The organism is Kosmotoga olearia TBF 19.5.1 (genome assembly GCF_000023325.1).
Lineage (GTDB): Bacteria > Thermotogota > Thermotogae > Petrotogales > Kosmotogaceae > Kosmotoga > Kosmotoga olearia.
Window position 1 is genome coordinate 1,364,956 of the sequence record NC_012785.1, and the last position, 19,015, is coordinate 1,383,970.

The window sequence follows — 19,015 nt, forward strand, 5'->3', positions numbered from 1 at the left end:
TCAGTAAATCCGTGGAAGAACCAATTTTATTTGACCACATACACTTATTGACTTTCTTGAAAGTTGCGATAAGTTTCTATTGAAAAATATAGCAAAATCAAAATGCAAATAGATGAAGGCCCAAAACGCCATAATCTTTCTGGAATACTAAATGGTTCGAATATATTTGTCATGACATATTGTTCAAGAGAGATCGCAGAAGGGATTAATGCAAAAAGAAGCATAATATTAAGTGCCAACGTTTTCTCTCTCAAAAGAATGCTAGAGCTAAACCAGTGGAATAGGAATAAACAAAAATAGGAAAACACGGTAGTCCAAGCAGCAATTTCATAACCGTAACCTGGTATAAGCCAGATGTTTAGCGTAATATTTATACCTCCTGCAAGCAACGAACCTATAGATATTATCAATGTTTTCTTTTTAAAGAGCGCATAATTTACGTAAAGAGTATACAAGAATTGGAAGAAATAGCTAAGAATGATTACCGGTATAATTCGAACTGAAGCAAGAAAATTAGAGGGAGCCAGAAACAGTGCAAGTTCAGGACCTATTGCCATAATGCCTATGGTAGAAATTAAAAAAAGCATTGTAAATAAATAAGAGGCTTTTTTTATTCGCTCGGAGTTTCCAGCAGCTTTTTGTCGAAAAAACCATGGGACCCAGGCAGAGTTGGCAGCTACTAGAAGAATTAAAAGAATCATCCCAATATTATAAGCAAAACTGTATAAACCAGCTTCTTTTGAACCAATTATCGATTGAATAGCGATCCTATCAAATTGAGCGAGAATTATGCCCGATAAACTGCTTGGTATTAATGGTATGCCTATTTTAAGAGCGTATTTCCAAGCTTTAGGCCAAACCATTTTTCTACCTGCACTCAAAACAAAAATGAAAATAACCACAGCGATTATAAAAGAAGGAATTAGTGAACCATAAACTCGCCCTAAATATTTTCTTCGTGAAAACAGTATTATTAACACTATAGAAAGACCCGCTTGAATTCCAGCATTAGTAATATTAAGTATTGCCCTTTGCTTGTATTTTTGTCTAAAGCGCAAATCATTGTCCCAAAAATATAAAACAAAACCAACATAACCAGCCATAAGTGAAAGCAAAAGCAAATCAATGCTTAACTGAGAAATTTTTGCAAGCCAACCAATTAAGAAAAAGATAAACAAAAACATACTCGCAAAAGAAAACAATGAGAGAAAAAGTACCGACGAACGATATTGCAAATACCGTTCCTTAAAATCTATTAGAGCTGTTCCGTTTCCAGCTTGTAAGTTTGCTCCGGTAAGAATCTTCATTATACCAACAACACTTGCATATACTGAAATGATGCCGTATTCTTCTACTGAAAGAAGCCTCGTAAAGATAGGGATTGTAATAAACGATATCCCTCTCAAAAGGAATTCGCTAATAAGATACCAAATTCCAGATTTAAGAGTGGTACTTCTGTATAGGAGTACCTTTGCTTTCTTAAGATAACTAAGTAAATGCATCTACCCTATTCTCCTAATTTGATTTTTGAGGTTTTTAAATATTTTGATTTTAATCTGATGCAGAACCTTGTGATTATAATAGTAATAAAAGTATAGAAACAATTCGCAAAAAAGCGAACAAATTTCTTTGAATATGCCTTTTTGCGTAACCCTAGTTAACCATTTTCATTTTTACATCATCCAAATACGCGTCACAGGTATACTTTTCCTTTAAATCTCAACTATAGTCCAATTTAACACATTTTCAAATTTTGTGTTGAGGTTTTCTATCTTTTCCACATGTTCGATGTTTTAAGAAAAGCAGTATAATTTGAAATTCAATACTTTAATATGTTTTCAATATTACCGATTTTGAATTCTATTAAGCTATCAGCGACACCATCAACAATTGTGTCAGTTAGCATTTTTAACTTAAGAATTTCGATAGCGAGGGGAGTCTTGTTGATTTGGTAACTCCAAATAAGTGATTTATTGAAAATACTGTCAAATAAGTCGTTTTTTTTGTTCAAAACATCATGAAGGAATTTTTGAAAATCTCTGTGAAGAGTCCATTTCCAATAATCCAACCCTGTTCCTCTAAAAAAACGTGCTATAATTGATTTACCAGCTTGTTCTGGTAAATGACTTAACATAGGATTTTTTCTTTTTATTATTTCTCGTAACATCACCCTATTAACTATGAATTTTGGAGGCCATTTTAATATATTGTCAAATGCGAAGGGATAATAAAAGTAATATGTCTTCTTTGTTCTTGATAACGATTCAAAACCACCACAGTATTGCCAACGCTCAAGTATAGTTGCAGCATACTTCTGCCTTGAAAAAAATTTTCCACCTTCACGGTTTCTTTCTAGGAATTTAGCAATATGAGTTCTATAATCAGTAATATCATTAATATCGTATAAAAAATCCAGAATACCTAGCTCGTCTTTTTTGTTTCTTCCTTTTGGTAGAAATTTTTCGAGTAATTTTCGTGGTCGCCTGTGATATATTGAATATCGCCACTTATAAATAGTAAAGTAGTCCATCATGTAGTTTAGTAGTTCTTCATAACTCATTCTATCGTGATCATATTTGACCATGCCGCCAACAGATATGCCAGGATGTCCAGTGAGTAATATATCAAATTTGGGAATACGGGTTACTGGATTCTTAAACACTTGTGAAGGCCCAAGGGGATTATTTCTAAGATCTAAAAGAGCTTGGCCAAGATATTTTCCATCTGTATAATTCACAAAGTAATTTGAGATTCCAAGATGCTTTGCAATCATAATTGAATTTTTATGAGAAATTGAAAGCCACCCCCCAAAGGGGCTTTCCTCTCCTATTATGAATGATAATACTGGCAAATTATATTGCTTAGCATAAACAGCAATTAATCTAGAATCCAATCCACCGCTATTTCCGAATGCGAAAACTTTGTTTGGATTTCTTGTTTTAATGAAATGAAAGAATTTATTCATATCAGATTCAAAGCGTTGAAAAGCTTCATCAATCGTTAGAGTGTAATCTGGATTATATGAGTAATTCCAGTATCTTGATTTAGTAAAATCTAATGAATTTATGTCAATTTTCATGATAGTCGCGTATGGTAGTGTAGTAATGTTTTTAAAAAATGTGGATTCTTCATCGAAGCTGTAAAAAAAGAAAAGAGTTTTCTTCAATACGTCAGGAAGGATTTCAATATCACTATAACCCACATTTCGCACAATTTCCCAGAGACAATTTGTTAGAATGAAACGATTTCCTTTTTTGAAAAGGAAGGTTGGAATCTTGCCAAGTTTGTCATTTTTTATAACTAGGACATTGTGTAAAGCATCGTAACCAATGTAGATGAAAATACCACGAACAGGAGTAACAGCAAAATCATTTGGTGAAATTTCTAAAAGTTGTTCTGTGGTATATTCGACACATTCACCATCTAATATGATGAGTCGATTCTTAGTTAAATTCGCGTTCCCTTTGTAGTAAATTGAACCAAACTTAATACTATCTTTGAAAGGTTGGTTGCTAACTACAAAATCCACAAAATCACCTTCTTCTTATTCTTTTGATAACGTGTTATGTTCGATAATTTATTAAGTTGTCTCGAGACTCAGTAATAACCAACGATATTAGCCACTTTTCTGTGGAGGGGTAACCATCTAATCTAAGATGTTGAAAATAACACAAAAGTTATAAGCCAAAATGGTCAAACCAACTGCTGTATCATCATTCTCATATACCGGATATGTTCTAGTTTGAAGTAATCTTCGAGGATATTGTTCTTTCTATCCTCCCCAGCGTTTTAAATACTTTGCGGTATGTTTTTCAATTCCAATAGTTCCATATATTCAGGGTTCTATTCTAAAAAGTCCTTTGTACCACGATAAGAAGTGCCACTCAGTTTAAGCAACACCAAGAAATTCATTCTGCTCTTGTCAAAATGCAATTTTCTTCCCTCTCTGCCACTTATGTTGATAGATTCGATCGGCAAGAGCTTATCCCTAGTATTTCAATAGCCTTCGCGATGTTCTTTCTTCAAGCTTTTGCGGTATCGTGGGCCTCCTTTCTTGTTTTGAACTGTTTCAATAGTACCACCATTGAAACCTTTGAAGTCCCTCTTTTTTCGAGGTATCCTATAATATTAATTTTAATACCACTAATAAAGCATGATCATTGCTTTTTATTCGTGTTATGCACTTCAAATTAACGGCACGAATATATTACAAATTCTCCCGAACAAATATTATTAAGGCTGCCTGCTTCGACCGCAAAGAACAGGAGAGATTCGTCCTCAATTATTCCTCTGTCTTGTTCATAGCAAACCACAAAAACGAAACGCCAAAAGACTTGCTAAGTTATGTAATTGCTCTCAATTTTCCATTTCAGCGAGATTCTATCATTCTGTCAAAGATTAGATAGGACTTAGAGATTTCTTAGAAGAACTCATTTTCAATCTATCTTTGGATTGCTAAGAAAATCGTTGAAATCAGCTCTTTTGTTGTGCTTTTGATTTCTTTGTTAGTTCAAAATGCATAACTTGAGGAACATCAGAATCGTTCTGGTTGTCTACCACTTAACATAGTAATAAAAGATCTAAAAGACTCTTGCCAATCCATCTTCCAATAGTACTTCCAGTCAACTTTATTCTTAGGTTTATCTTTAGAAACAATAAGTTCAGCGAGTTCTTCAGCGCTCTTAAACCACTTTCCAATTCCTTCGGGAATATAAGCTCTGCTTCTAATATCATCGTAAATAAAAATGGATTTTTCAAATGGCAATGCCTCAAAAAGAGTCGTAGAATTAAAGCCTACAATTGCGATTGAGTTGGCAATATAATCGTAAATGCTGCCGTCTTTCACAACCGTAATTCCGCTGATATTGTACAATGATCGATATCTGTCTTCAAAAGCAATTTCTCCTGGATGAAGTTTAAAAATAATCTCATATTTCTCTGGAAGTAAATTGCGCAGTTTTTTCGCAAGAGTAACCATCAAGCTCGAGACTATACCTTGTGAAACAACCAGTATTTTTTTCCTAGTTGGATTTGTTGTGATATTTTTATTTTTATACTTAATCCACCTACGTGCCAAATCAGGATTACCGATCACAACCTTTTGACTAGGATATCTTTTGAGAGAATCGTTCCAGTATTGACCAAAAGTTAGGAAGTAATCTGGGAGGTAATTCTTGTAAATTTCATTGTTGATTGCATAATTGTATGCTAAATGACTATTCCCTACCCAGCCATGCTGGAATTCTGCTACTTTAATGCCTAAGTTTTTACATTCTTTGATGATTATAGAATTCTTTCCACCATAAGACCCGCAATGAACAAAAACAAGCTTTGGACGAATTTTGTTAACTAAACGCATTACTATACGTGAATATTCTAATCCATATATGATTTGCTTGCTTAATATTGTTTTATTTATTATTACTTGTGGGAATTCTTGAATTATTCTTTGTTCCAGTTCATCAACAAATGTTTTTACAATTTTTTTCTTAGAACGTGGTATTTGCAACATGGCAATCTTTGCCTGTAAATTCAAAGGTTCCAAGTAAATAATTTTCTTTGAAAAAGCCGGTGAGTAGTGAACTCCTGAAGTTCCTTCTTCCAAAATCACCGGTTCATTTGGAAATAGTGAAGCAAGGTTATCATATATCGTATCAAAATAGAGGTTATTAACCTTTCTTCTACGAAGTCCTGAAATAGAAAATATAAGAAAATCAGATTTCATTTTCCTTATCCTGTAACTGTGTACTGTCCAGCCCATTACTAAAGATTGAGCGAAATTCAGTTTCCAGAGTTTTTGATTAGTTAAAGAAGAATAGGGTTTTTCAAATTTAGAATATGAATAAATTATACTACTAAGAAGATTCCAGCGAATTATTGGGTAAATAAGTTTATCCTCAATTTTCTCTGCTAGAAGTACATCTTCATTTTTCTTTTCAAACTCCAGCACTTTCTCTACCAATTGCTGATAATCGTTCATTCTGACCTCCTAGAGTATGACCAGACTTATAGTATAACTCTTTAATAGCAACAGCCCAATTAAATTCAGCGATTAACACAACAATAAGTATAGGAATGATCCTTAAAGTAATGACGTTAAGACCATTAAATTGGGAGATCGCAAGGTTTATTGTCATTAACCATGTAAATAGCGAATAGTTATATTTGCTTAGGAGCCCTAGTAATGTACTTATTATCAGTGTTCCAAGGAATATACCATAGATCCCATTAACAATGTACATCTCTCCGAAATATGTTATTCTTACACCAACCGTGCTATTTTGACTTCCAAAAAGAATTGAATGAAACAGACTCCCTCTATTGAATAAACCGATTTCGTATTTATTCACACCGAGAAACTGCCAAACTTCGTCTGGAAGCAGTGTCGCGATCATATTTCCCAATATTCTTTTTCCTGTTTCAGTGTTGGAATTCGGATCATATTTGTTAATGAAATTCGAAAAATCTCGAAATTCGGGAGCTAAAGATGCGAGAGTGATTCTGGAAATAAGAACAGGATCATCTATTTTGCTTTTTATAAGCAATATCCGATAAAACATCATAGACAAAAACGCTATAATTATAAACATAAAGAGTATGGTTCTAAAACGATGATTTCCAATACCCATTATTACAAGGAAATATACAAACATTATTCCTAACCACAAAAACAAGCTTCGCGATCTTCCGAAAAGTACTAAAATTGAGAATTTTGCTATAAATAACAACAAGATAAAGATTTTACTATTCGAAGATTTTCTAGAAAATAAGTATAGACAATCAAGACCCGATGCAATTGACAAAACAGTTAATCCTACACCAACTAATCCAGATTCTGTTATTGGGACTCCACCATAAACCCAGAATGGTTTGAACCCCATCTGATACAATCTATTGAAAACAAGCATAACACCAACTGTAAGGAGTGCCAGTGAAGAAGTTGTATAACTAAATCTCGTTATATTCAATACTATAGGGTAAGTGCGTTTAGGTAAAACAGAACGAGCAATTTTGTAGGCAATAACAGCCAGAAGATAATTAATTATCATAATATAAACTGTCTCATTTCTTCCAATAGTTTGATATCCATAAAAAAAGTTCATGAATGTTGACATTAAATAACCAACACCGAATAAATATATATATATCATTGAATAAATAAAGAAACTGAAATTGTCCCTTACTCCAGAAAACAACCGATTCATCACGCTCACCCGACTTTAGAAAAGTCTGTATAAAATTTTTAGGAGAAAATTTTCCTGTAATAAGCAAAATAGTTCTCCCAATACAAATTATTTTCTAAAACATAACTTCTTGAAAGATTTTGGAGATATCTTAGTTTACTTTCATTTTTTGCAATCGAAGAGACTTTTTGATAAATTTCTTCGGGACTTGCTCGCTTGCCAACAAGGAGCATAACCTCCTTTGGGATTTTTATTGAAAAACGAGAGTGATCAGTAACTAATACACAGCCGCCAATTAAATATTCATAATTTTTATTAGGAGAAATTATTTCTGATTCTGGAAAGTCAAGCAAATTGAATCCAAAATCGCTTTGTAAAATAATTTTGGCAACTATTTTGTGATCCACAGAACCTAAAAATTTCAGATCATCTGGAAATTTGTTCTGCAAATCCTCTATCCTTTTCTTTATTCTATTTTTTCCTGGTCGATTTGCAATTTTGCCTATTAAAATAGTTTGAAATTCTCCAGACTGAAGTAGAAGTTCGAAAACATCGAGTGTCTTCAACATAAACCGATGTTCTTCTGTTATCATACCTGCATAAACTACTGTCTTTTTTCTAGTGACTGATTTATTCATATCTTTAAACTCAAAGTCTTCTTTCATAGGAAGATTATCAAAAACAAAAACATGATCAAATTTATTTTCTAAGTACTTTTGTCCACGAATAGCTGTCACACATGATCTACTTAATTTGTGGTGCAGCGATTTCAAAAACAAGAATTCGATCTTTGACATTGTGCCTCCAATTTTCTCATGAATATCAACGACAATTTTGCCATTCACGCTTCTTCTAAAGGAAAAGAGCGGTAACAATATAGGATCTTGAACAAAGAAATAATCATACCCTTTTAAGCTTTTACTTATGGTGCGAAAAGTCGAAAAAATGTTTCCATAATCTCTTTTTCCAGAGATGTGGTAGTGTTTAAACTCAAAGCGATTATCATTTACCATAAAAGTTGGGGTATTTTCAGTAGATATGTTGAAGTACGTTACATAATAACCAAGATGCAAAAGGGATACAATATGTCTTTTTATTCTGTAATCATAACTCGGATGGCAAGATAATACAGCAATTCGTTTCATATATACACCTACCGTTTGAGATAATTTACTTTTAATCAAATCGATATTTTTTAGCATAAACTCTTGAGTAGCACAAAAAATATTCCTATAGGAACATATTACTGGAAAGTAAAAGCTGTAGAGTTGTTTTCCGTATTTTATTAATAGCTTTCTTACTATCTTGATTTTTCTTTAGTCTGACCTTGTCTAACTCTCATTTCAGCGATATCATTTTTTCTCACCTGGTTAGAACTTTTCCTGTATCAAAGGTGAGGTTTTCTTCCTGCTATGAAAAGTCTTTCCTTTTTTCCAAAAGCTCTTTCCACTGCGTTTTTTATATCGGGTTATATGTACACTTATTGTTCGAATAAATATCCCTTTCTTTTTTGGCGGTTTCTTAAGAAATTCCTTTATTGATGTATTTTTTCCTTTCTTATTTATTTTCTTAGTGATACTCATTATGCAAGCTTTTTACTAAGTATTTTCAGTGAGATATTAACTATATTTTCGGCTGCTTTAGAAGGTGAATATTTCAACTTTCCAAATTCCCATGCATTTCTGCACATCGCTACCTTTTCACTAAAATCTAATTTTTTGTAGTAGTCTATTGCACAAACAAAGCCATCTACGTCACCTTCATGAACTAAGAACCCCGTTTTCTTATCAATTATCTGTTCATTTATAGCTCCCGTATTAAAAGCTACCACTGGTCTTGAATGTCTATAAGCTTCAATTATAACTCCAGATTGTGTTGCGGATTTATAAGGCAATAATACTAAACCTGCGTTATCAAAAAAAGTATTCATTTCTTTTTCTGAAACATATCTATCAATTAACTTTATATGACTAAAATTCCTGGGTAATTCATAGACTTCTTGTTTTATTTTCTTGTGAACTTTTCCAACGATAAAGATTTTATTAGAGACCTTTTGGGCAATTTTTTTAAAAGTAAGAACCCCTTTATACGGATTGATTCGTCCGAAAAAAAGCAATGTATTGTCGGTTTTTAATTCATTAAAATCTAACCATTGGTGCCAAAGATTAAGAATGCTAACTTTTTTTTCAGGAAAATTGTATTTTCTACAAAATAGATCCTTAAAGTTTTTGCTGTGAAGAATTATAAGGTCTGTATATTTAGAAATTAGTCTATTATAATTGTATATAAACAAACCCTTTCCCTCATTCGGATGAGGAATGGGATCATGAATGCTATGAAGAATACTAATATTATTTCTTTTTAAATGTGGATACAAAAATATATTCCATATATGAGAACTTAAATAATAAACTACGTTGATTTTATGCAGTTTTATTATTCTTATAAGTCTGCTAAGTGATGAAAAATTTAAAGTTCTAAATTCAATTCCTGGCTTGTTGGGAACATCAATTAGAAAATTATGTTTATCTATATCTACATTATCAATTAATTTTGTGCTACCAATGGTTATTGTGAATGCTTTTTCTTTTAAATTATTATATAGCGTATAAAGGTATTTTTGCATATCATAATTATTCGAAAAGCTAATAAGAGCTATCCTTAAATTCAAATTATCTTCACCTCTAAGTTAAGTCTCTATTATTTCCTGATTTAAAAAATAAGAGAGCTTTTTTGTTAATAAATCACAAGTGTTACCGCTTAAATGTTTTACATGTTAAAATGGTCAAACGATCATATTCAATTCTGAAACGCGCTTTTGTATGTTTGTTCTTTCCTATTTTTCCTTTTTTAATTTTTCAAACTGTTAACAATATTCCCATAAATTTATTTGTGGCAGTTCTTTAATGACCTCAACTTTTTTGAATTTTAGGTGCCTTTTTTACGGGTCTACTATCTTTACTTGAGATTATCTTGATAGCATTACCACTGGAATTATGAGAGCTCCTTTGTTTTCATCATATTATGTTTACTTAGCTCCCTTCCTGAATACCACAGTTTCAAACGTTCTAAGAATTATCAGAAGATCGAGCAGTAACGATCTGTTTTTTATGTAGTAAAGGTCATAGCTTAGTTTCTTTGCCTGTTCTTCTATCGTTGCAGCGTATTTGTAATTCGTCTGAGCCCAACCGGTAAGTCCGGGTTTTAATTTATTGCGGTAGTTATAGTAGGGTAAAGCTTCTGCCAATTCTTTGGCGAATTCAGGTTGTTCTGGCCTTGGACCCACGAAGGACATCTTTCCTATCAATATATCATAAAACTGGGGAATTTCATCCAATCTGACTGGTCTCATTAATTTTCCGATTCTTGTGACGTTGTTTTCCTGTTGGGTGGCATATTTAGCACCGGTTGATTCCGCATCTTTTTTCATTGACCTGAATTTATGCATGATAAAATTACTGCCATTCAAGCCTACGCGCATTTGTTTGAAAATGATTGGTAGTCCATCGTCCAGAAGTATTGCCAGATATATTACCAAATATACAGGGGAAAGAATAATCATAGCTATTACTGAAATGAATAGGTCTAAAACTCTTTTTGAAGGGGTTTCTTTTACTGAACTGAATTGAATTTCATAATACTCCTTGAACTTATCTATCAGTTCAATGGGGATTCTTTTCAGGGTTTGTTCGACTATTAAGGGAAGGAATTCCACTGATTTACCCTGTGAATCTGCTTTTTCGAGAATGGATTCTACAGATCTGGAGAGCTTTTGGTCGGCTACGAGGATGCTATCAAAGAGACTTAGTGAAAGAGCTTGTTCAAGAGCAACAGAAGAAGGATTCATATATCCATAGATTTTTACTTTTTCCATAGAAGCTTTTTCGATTTCTCGGATGATTTCTCCTATCTCTGACTCATTCCCAATAACGAGATAGCGTTTTGGAGGGATCATGGAAAGCACTTTTCTTATTGTGAATGTAGAGATTATTGGAAATATCACACCTGAAAGTGCAAGAGCTGTTATGAACACCTCTTTTGGAAGTTTTGCTTTGAAAAAAGCTACGATCATCAAAGAGAAGAGAGCACCTATAAGAGAGCCTATAGAATAAGAGACAAGACTAGAATTTAATGATTGAATGTTGAAATTATCAAAGCCCCGGAATGCGTAGATGCCTAAGAGAAGTGAAATGTTTAAGATTGTCGCCTGGATAAAAAGAGAAATATCCCACTCGAGTAACAGGGATTGAATGATGTATAAAATTATAAAATAGAACAATGCTAACGAATATTTCACTTCGCGTAATCTTTTCAAATAGCCCCCTCCGATAATAAATTAATAAAAAGCTTGCTATTTAAATATTTGCTCTGGTTTACCGTTACCAGTGACGTCTTTACCCTCAGTTAATACTTGTTCTGTCCCCAATATTTGGAACTTTCACCTTATAGTTGTATGGCGTGTTGGGCTTACCACTGCAAGCATCTTATTACTCTTAGACATTCTTTCCTTAAAAACTTTATACTTAATTATCGGACATTATAGCCAATTATCAGCTGTTAATGTTTGTTATATCATTATTTCTTTTATGTAGTACATGTTAACTTTACAGAATTTATATTTCGTTTTTATTTCCACAATGATAATATCATTATTACGACGCATGTTGATATAGTTCACTTAACAAACTAACGACCTATATTCAAATTCCCAATTGCAACCTTTCTATTATTATATACTATCAAACACTACAATCAATAGTTTTCTATGGATGTTAGAGATTGGAGAAAGCTGCTTCGCAGCGAAGGAATCCCTTTGGGATTGCCGTGACCGGCTACTCCGGTGTCACGAACTCCTTCGGAGTTGGAAAAAATCTGACGCTTGCGAGGCTGAGGCTTGCAGACGCTGATGAAATTCGTTGTTGGTTGTAGGTTGTGGGTTGTACGTAAAGATCAAGTTTTGGTAACCGAAGAGAGATTAGATGTTGGAGACTAGGGTTTGGATAAAGATCAAAAACCGAGAATCAGAGAGCAGAGATTAGGTAATAAAGATCGAGATTGGATTTTGGTTTTGGTTGGCATGTTATTTTGTATAGTTATGTGGTGTTTGCCTTTTCGAAAAGGGTTTCTTTGGAATTCTCTGGAATCATAGTTTATAATCCTTGTAGTAAGATGGATTTATTGAAAGAGGGTGGATTTTTAATGGCTGAAAAGGAATTTGATATCCAGGGTGAGGTATTGGATCGTTATTCTAATTTTGTCCATATATCTTCATCGTTTTTTGATTTCACATTGAGATTTGGATTAGTAGAAGATTTGAAATCGGAACAGAATAAACTGACGATTAGCAATGTCACGCGAGTTTTTCTAAGTCCACAACATGCTAAGGTGCTTTATAAGATTCTTAAACAGCAGCTTGATGAATACGAGAAAAGATTCGGTGAAATAAAATTGCCTAAGGAGGAATAATTATGAGACCTGAGGCTTTGCATAAATGGCTTCATAAGAATGATATAACGACTTCCATGTATTATTTGTCTGTATCTACGAAGGGATATTCTAAGGCCATTTCTTCAAGTAATACACAACAAGTTGTTGGTATTCAATATGTGAAATCTTCAAAGCAAAAGCGCGAGTTGCTTCAATTACGTGGGCTTGGAAAGCATGTATGGGAAGGTATCAACGCAGATGAGTATGTTCGAGAGCTAAGAGAAGAATGGAAAGAAAGTGAATGAGTCAGTTTGGAGAATGTGTTTGAAAAAGTAACAAGAATAGGTATTGATACTTCCCCTTTTATTTACTTCATAGAATGTGTATGGCAAAATAAAGATACAGCGAGTGGCAGGATAAAAATCCAGCGGTAGGGAAAAAGAAAAGATCATTGCCAGCACCGGGGAAATCCATTACCCTTTAATTGCACAGCAAACAGTTAAAGGGGGTTAGAAAGGAGTGCTGACAATGATCCAGGTACATCATATCAAATATCTGCGAGAATTTAAAGGGAAGTCATTGAGAAGCATAGCCAACGAGACGGGTCATGACTTCAGAACGGTGAAGAAATATGACGAAATGGACGATTTCAACGAGTATGTTCAACGCAGAAAGAAGACTTCCAAGCTCGAACCGTACAAGCCCAAAATAGATGAATGGCTGGAAGAAGACAAAAGAGTCAAAGCGAAACAGCGACACACTGCCAGAAGGATTTACAGGAGATTGTGTGAGGAATATCCAGATTTCCCCCTCAGTGAACGTACCGTGAGGGCATATGTGAGGAGGAAAAAGAAGGAATTATATTCCAACGAAGGTTATATACCTCTTGACCATCCTGGTGGTGAGGCACAAGCGGATTTCGGTCATGCTCAGTTCATTGAAAAGGGTAAAGAAACGACGTTGCATTATCTAAACCTTTCCTTTCCATACAGCAACGGAGGATATTTTCAATTATTTAGAGGGGAGAACCTTGAATGTTTGCTCGAGGGGTTAAAGAACATATTCGAACATATGGGAAAGGTTCCCAGGCGTATATGGTTCGACAACCTATCTCCCGTGGTGAAAAAAATCCTGGATGGAGGGGAAAGGGAAGTAACGGAGAAGTTTTACAGATTTTGCCTTCATTATGGATTTGAGGCGGTGTTTTGTAATCCTGGTCGGGGCAATGAAAAAGGCAATGTGGAGAACAAGGTTGGATATAACAGGCGAAACTTCTTTGTTCCCATACCCAGGATAGAAAACCTTGAGGACTACAACAAAAAACTCTTAACCCTCTCGGAGAAAGATATGGAAAGACCCCATTACCGAAAGGGGAAGAGCATTAAAGAACTATTTTTAGAAGAAAAGAAAAAGATGCTGCCACTAAACGAAAAGCCTTTGGATATTTCCAGGTTACAGAAGGTGAAGACAGACAAGTATGGGATGCTTCGTTTTGAAAACAACAGATACTCTGTATCTCCAAAATGTGCGGAAATAGAAGTGTGGTTGAAGATAGGGGCGTCGGAGATAGAGATACTGGATGAAGACTACAAAGTACTCGTAAAACACCCAAGATTGTACGGACACAACCTCCAATCTCTGAATTGGTATCCATACCTTGAGACCTTGAGCAAAAGGCCAGGTGCGTTAAAATACACAGGATTTTACAGGGAATTGCCTCCTATTTGGCAAGAATACTTCGAATCCTGTGATTACCAGGAAAAGAAAACCAGCCTGAAGTTGTTGGTCAAAATGCTGCGCGAAACAGATATGGAAACCGCGAGACATGCACTGGAGATAAGCCGCAAGAGCGAACGCTGCAATGCTGAGACCATATTCCTATCGTACCGACGGTTGATCCAGGAAGAACCATCGCCCTTTGAAACAGGGAAGGAAGTACCGAGATTACAGACATACACAACCGATTTCAAGGAATACGATTCCCTGGTGGGTGAAAGGAAATGAAAGAAATCATCGCTCAATACTGCAAAGAACTGAGATTGGGGAAAAGCATAGTGGAAAACTACCAAAGGATACAGGCAGAAACCAACGAAGAATTCCTTCTGAAACTACTAAAGCTGGAGATTGAAAACAGACGGGTATCACGTAAAAACCGTTACCTAAAACAAGCTAACTTTGAGGTAATGAAAACCTTCGAAGACTACAGTTTTGACAACGTACAGATACCCCAGAGTATAACATTGGAAGAACTACAAGAAGGGAGGTTTTTGGAAAAGAAAGAAAACCTAATACTGTATGGTCCTGTAGGAACAGGTAAAACACATATGGCAACAGCGATAGGCATCGTAGCCTGTAACCGGGAAAAGAAAGTTAGGTTTTACAGAACAGCTACACTGGTAAACGAACTTGTGGAAGCGAAAAACAATGGAACATTGAAAAGATTCTTGAAGACACTCAGAAAGACAGATTTGCTCATATGCGACGAATGGGGTTACATACCTCTAGACAGAGAAGGAGCACAACTCTTATTTCAAGTGATTGCAGAAAGATACGAAAGGAACAGTGTAATAATCACAACGAACCTTGAATTCAGTAAATGGAACGGGATATTCTACGACGACAAACTCACCAGTGCCATAATAGACAGATTAATTCACCATTGTCATTTACTGGTATTTACAGGCAGGAGTTACCGATTGGAACATTCGAGCATTAAGGCTTAGTTTTTTTACCCCGGGTGCTGGCTTTTTATTTTTCCGAATGCTGGATTTTTATATTGCCAAAAACAATAGAAGAGAATGAAAAATACCTCGAGGTTCTTACCTTCATTTTCAAAAAGATTGACATAGGATCTATAAAGGCTTTTTCGTCAGTCTTAACTCTTGCTGAAGTGCTGGTGCGACCATTTGTTAAAGGAGAACAGCATCTTATCAATGAGTATATTAGTATTTTTACAAGCTGTGAAAACCTTTCTTTGATCCCTGTGGAAAAAGAAATAGCAGTTTTGGCCGCCAAAATTAGAGCTAAGAATGGTTTGAAACTTCCTGATGCCCTCCATTTTGCGACAGCCAAAGTATATAAGTGCGAGTTGTTTATCACAAATGACAAACATTTCAATGGGATCTCAGATTCTGAGATACAGATAGTTTTACTTGATGATCTTCTGGATAAGAATGTCTGAAGGGCGGAGTTACGCTCTGGGGACTTATGAACGCAGTAAAAACCGTTGTTGGTTGTAGGTTGTGGGTTGTACGTGACGATCGAAATCAGAAATTTGGTACGACTGTCTGACACCAGTGTTTCGAACTCATTCTGAGTTGTTGCGAACTCCTGCGGAGTTGGAAAAAATCTGACGCTTGCGAGGCTGAGGCTTGCGACACTGACAAATGATAATGCGACGCTTGTGAGGCTGTCAGCTGATGGAGCGACGGTTGATAAAGTGATGCGAACCGCAAGCGGTTGTTGCGAACTCTTTCAGAGTTGTCACGAACTCCTTCGGAGTTGTTACGAACTGCTGCGCAGTTGTCTCGATCGACTTTGTCGATGATGCATTTTTTTGAAAAGAGAAGAAGTTAATTAATTCGCATGCTTTAAATACTTTATGAGAGCTGATAATCTGTGTTCTAGAGTCTCACACATTTTGATTATCAAACGAAAGTCTTCTTGACTGAGATAACCGATTTTGTTTGATAGTATGCATTGGGTTTGTAGTTCATATAATGAGCCCTTAGCTATATTGAGGAATCTTATGAAGTCTTTTGTTGAATCTCTACCCTTTCCTTCCGCTATGTTAGATGGTATTGATACTGCAGCTCTTCTTATTTGGTCTGTTATTCCAAAGATTTCTGTTTTTGGGAATTTATCTGTGATTTTATATACTGTTTCAGCTAAGTCCATTGCTGATTTCCAGACTTTAAGTTTTTCGACGTCCATGGGTGGCCTCCTTTTTTGGGTTTCGAGATTAGTATAACATTGTTGTTTTTATGAACGATGCGAACCGCAAGCGGTTGTTGCGAACTCTTTCAGAGTTGTTTCGAACTCCTGCGGAGTTGACCCGAACCACTGTGTGGTTGACTACTGAGGTAAAGAGTGGGTTTTATAGGGTCTTGGGTCTGGTGTTCTTACTACTACGAAACCCTAACAACTAGACCCTAAACCCGAGTTTAATAGAGCGGATCTGTGGTATAGGGTCCGAAAAATAGAAAAATAGGAAAAATAGGGACAGACACCAATATTGAAAAAACCAAAAGCAGGTATAGGGTCTGGGGTTTAGGGTATAGAAAGAGCTTCGAGAACCGAGAATCGGGGTCCGAGAGGGTCGCTGTGCGGCTGGTGAGCACGCTAGGCGTGGGTAAGCCCGACTTCGTCGGTGATACGTACTGGCGGTGGGAAATGAGAGCTGGAAGGCTTTCCTTATTATTGGGGGTCAGACCGCTGAGTCCAAGTGCGTCCCGGGTATAACAAAATCCTCGAAGATCCTGAATCGAGTTCATGATGACGAAGCGGCTGGAGTGTAGAAAGTCCAAAAACTATCAACTAACAACTAATAATTGAATTAGATGGGGAAAGGCGAAGCTTCAGGAATTGTGACGATTGTGTAGTAATACGTTTTTTGCTTTCCATATTAATTGGGGTTGTAGGTTGATCCTTTGTATAAGTTTGGTATCTTGAGTTAAGAGTTCAGGTACAATTTTGCCTTCGTTGTTGAGCAGCGATAGAAATTTTTCTTCGTTATCTTTAAGTGGAAAAACGGTCCTGACGATTTCTTTTGATGCGCTTACAATTTCGTTGATTTGTTCATCGAAAGGTATTTTCAATTTGCTTTTGTTCAGTACTGGTAGCAGTTGCTTTTTGATCTCTTTCTTGTCAGGTACGAGATCTTTTTCGGAGATTTCCATTAAATTTTTTCTATTCAATCCTATATAAACAACAAATGCGATTTTTACCTTTTTCCAATCGATTTCATGAATGTGATTTCTGAGACTGTATAGGTCATAAAAATCACGAGCAGCTTTTCTTGCAAGCATAGCAACAATTTTGGAAGCTAAAAGTTCGTTTAAGTTGAGAATAGAGACTTTTTGTGCTTTGTATGGGCCGATATTTTTCGAATCCATTATTACCGGATCAAATAGTGGTATTCTGAATTGGTAGTTGATTTCGATCTTAAGGTTTCCCCCGGCGCCCATAGCACTTTCGTATCTTAAGGAATATGAAGTTGCAGCGTCTGTTTTTCGTGAGTTTCGAATTTTGAGTTCCAGGGTTTTGAATGTAGATTCAATGAAATGTTCAAAACCCGGCCGTTCGGCATTAAGTGATTTTCGATCGGGATCTCCTATGAAATTTAGATCAATGTCTACCGACAATCTTGGGATATCGAACAGAAAGAGGTTTAGAGCTGTTCCGCCCTTTAATACGAATTTTCCTTTTAACTCGGGTGTTTTGACAGCTTCATCAAGCCATGATAGAAGTATTAAGACCTTCTCAAGGATTTCAGGACGATATCCTGTATCTTCCGACAGTTTTTGCAGGGTTTCTCTGGAAAGCAAGATTTATTCCTCCCATTCGAGTTCTAACAATGATTCCGGGATTGCCAGGTTCCATTTTTTGGAAACTCGTGTTTTTTCCTTTCTTGAACGATCTAAGTAATGTATTGATTTTGGTTTCAATTTTTCGATTTCATGGAGAAGAGAGCTTTCAACGTTGAATGTTTTACGGTGGGTTTCAAGAAAGAATCCAACTTTTGCTGCTGTTGTGGAATTTTCTAAGAGCTTCAAGTATTCAAATAGCACTCTCATATCGAGAAATTCGGTCATTTCCAGAGAACGCCATACTTCTTCGATGCCTCCACTAAGGTCTGGTCTATCAAGCATGTCAACGAATGTTCTTTCACGACAGGTAATACGTACCTTTAGTCCCTGGATATCTATCTCCTTTACACCGTAATTAACTTTCTTTTTTTTCAAAAGGGTGGTTGGTGGTTTGACCGGTTTGTAATATATATCCCTGAACTCAAAAGGCTTGATGTTTCTATTTGTAATGAAGGTTCTTACGTTATGTATTGAATAAGCACTCCCATAATATTCTTGGGCAGTGTGATAAGCCAGAATCGAGTCTGAAGTTCGTTTGCCTGCTACCAAAAAAGGGTTGGGAGAGAAGTTTTCTGGATTAGCATTAGCCGGGACACTGGCATAGAGACTTCTACATATTTTGATAATCCTTCCTTGCTTTAAGTGATAGTTTAGAAGAAGGTAATAGTTTTTTTCTGCCTTTGATTTCCAGCTTTTGAGATATTCTTTTAGTTCTGTTGTGGTAAAAACTGGATAGCTAGCGAAAAAGGAATCAAGTTTCATAGACATCACCTTTTTGACAATGTGGAGCGTAATATATAGTATTATTATATATTT

At 35.5% G+C, this 19,015-nt stretch carries 15 protein-coding genes; 5 read left to right on the forward strand and 10 right to left on the reverse strand.

Going from position 1 to position 19,015, the window contains the following annotated elements; genetic code table 11:
• Positions 1 to 44: 44 nt before the first annotated feature.
• From KOLE_RS06465 to KOLE_RS06500, 7 genes are all read right to left on the reverse strand, one after another.
• Positions 45 to 1,502, reverse strand: coding sequence for an oligosaccharide flippase family protein (locus tag KOLE_RS06465; protein ID WP_015868633.1), 1,458 nt, complete (start codon positions 1,500 to 1,502; stop codon positions 45 to 47).
• 317 nt (positions 1,503 to 1,819) lie between these two features.
• Positions 1,820 to 3,529, reverse strand: coding sequence for an asparagine synthetase B family protein (locus KOLE_RS06470; protein ID WP_015868634.1), 1,710 nt, complete (start codon positions 3,527 to 3,529; stop codon positions 1,820 to 1,822).
• A 1,005-nt stretch (positions 3,530 to 4,534) separates the two neighbouring features.
• Positions 4,535 to 5,980 carry a hypothetical protein gene (locus tag KOLE_RS06475; protein ID WP_015868635.1) on the reverse strand — a complete coding sequence of 482 codons (1,446 nt, stop codon included), beginning with the start codon at positions 5,978 to 5,980 and terminating at the stop codon, positions 4,535 to 4,537.
• On the reverse strand, positions 5,937 to 6,653 hold the full coding sequence (locus KOLE_RS11505; RefSeq protein ID WP_158303013.1) for a hypothetical protein: 717 nt from the start codon (positions 6,651 to 6,653) through the stop codon (positions 5,937 to 5,939). The genes KOLE_RS06475 and KOLE_RS11505 overlap by 44 nt, the downstream gene beginning before the upstream one ends.
• Positions 6,654 to 7,243: 590 nt before the next feature.
• Positions 7,244 to 8,329 (reverse strand): glycosyltransferase family protein, encoded by a 1,086-nt coding sequence (locus KOLE_RS06485; protein WP_015868637.1) that lies wholly within the window; start codon positions 8,327 to 8,329, stop codon positions 7,244 to 7,246.
• A 437-nt stretch (positions 8,330 to 8,766) separates the two neighbouring features.
• A complete protein-coding gene (locus KOLE_RS06495) occupies positions 8,767 to 9,855 on the reverse strand; it encodes a glycosyltransferase family 4 protein (RefSeq protein ID WP_015868638.1) in 1,089 nt (362 codons plus the stop codon).
• A gap of 357 nt (positions 9,856 to 10,212) precedes the next feature.
• Positions 10,213 to 11,499 (reverse strand): exopolysaccharide biosynthesis polyprenyl glycosylphosphotransferase, encoded by a 1,287-nt coding sequence (locus tag KOLE_RS06500; protein ID WP_015868639.1) that lies wholly within the window; start codon positions 11,497 to 11,499, stop codon positions 10,213 to 10,215.
• Between the two features lie 884 nt (positions 11,500 to 12,383).
• On the opposite strand from KOLE_RS06500, the gene KOLE_RS11385 reads away from it, so the two are divergent.
• The 5 genes from KOLE_RS11385 (at position 12,384) to KOLE_RS06525 (ending at position 15,792) form a co-directional block, all read left to right on the forward strand.
• Complete coding sequence (locus KOLE_RS11385; protein ID WP_015868640.1) at positions 12,384 to 12,650, forward strand: DUF3467 domain-containing protein; 267 nt, start codon at positions 12,384 to 12,386, stop codon at positions 12,648 to 12,650.
• Positions 12,651 to 12,652: 2 nt separating this feature from the next.
• Complete coding sequence (locus KOLE_RS06510; protein WP_015868641.1) at positions 12,653 to 12,916, forward strand: hypothetical protein; 264 nt, start codon at positions 12,653 to 12,655, stop codon at positions 12,914 to 12,916.
• A gap of 223 nt (positions 12,917 to 13,139) precedes the next feature.
• Positions 13,140 to 14,615 (forward strand): IS21 family transposase, encoded by a 1,476-nt coding sequence (gene istA, locus KOLE_RS06515; RefSeq protein WP_015868642.1) that lies wholly within the window; start codon positions 13,140 to 13,142, stop codon positions 14,613 to 14,615.
• Positions 14,612 to 15,334, forward strand: coding sequence for an IS21-like element ISKol3 family helper ATPase IstB (gene istB / locus KOLE_RS06520; RefSeq protein ID WP_015868643.1), 723 nt, complete (start codon positions 14,612 to 14,614; stop codon positions 15,332 to 15,334). The genes istA and istB overlap by 4 nt, the downstream gene beginning before the upstream one ends.
• A gap of 53 nt (positions 15,335 to 15,387) precedes the next feature.
• Positions 15,388 to 15,792 (forward strand): type II toxin-antitoxin system VapC family toxin, encoded by a 405-nt coding sequence (locus KOLE_RS06525; protein ID WP_015868644.1) that lies wholly within the window; start codon positions 15,388 to 15,390, stop codon positions 15,790 to 15,792.
• 395 nt (positions 15,793 to 16,187) lie between these two features.
• Here the strand turns inward: KOLE_RS06525 and KOLE_RS06530 are convergent, their stop codons facing one another.
• The 3 genes from KOLE_RS06530 to KOLE_RS06540 all read right to left on the reverse strand — a co-directional run bounded on the left by KOLE_RS06530 (position 16,188) and on the right by KOLE_RS06540 (position 18,961).
• The gene (locus KOLE_RS06530; RefSeq protein WP_015868645.1) at positions 16,188 to 16,544 is read right to left on the reverse strand and encodes a four helix bundle protein; all 357 of its coding nucleotides are present in this window, start codon (positions 16,542 to 16,544) and stop codon (positions 16,188 to 16,190) included.
• A gap of 644 nt (positions 16,545 to 17,188) precedes the next feature.
• On the reverse strand, positions 17,189 to 18,157 hold the full coding sequence (locus tag KOLE_RS06535; protein WP_015868646.1) for a nucleotidyl transferase AbiEii/AbiGii toxin family protein: 969 nt from the start codon (positions 18,155 to 18,157) through the stop codon (positions 17,189 to 17,191).
• Between the two features lie 3 nt (positions 18,158 to 18,160).
• The gene (locus KOLE_RS06540; protein WP_015868647.1) at positions 18,161 to 18,961 is read right to left on the reverse strand and encodes a type IV toxin-antitoxin system AbiEi family antitoxin domain-containing protein; all 801 of its coding nucleotides are present in this window, start codon (positions 18,959 to 18,961) and stop codon (positions 18,161 to 18,163) included.
• Between the last annotated feature and the right edge of the window lie 54 nt (positions 18,962 to 19,015).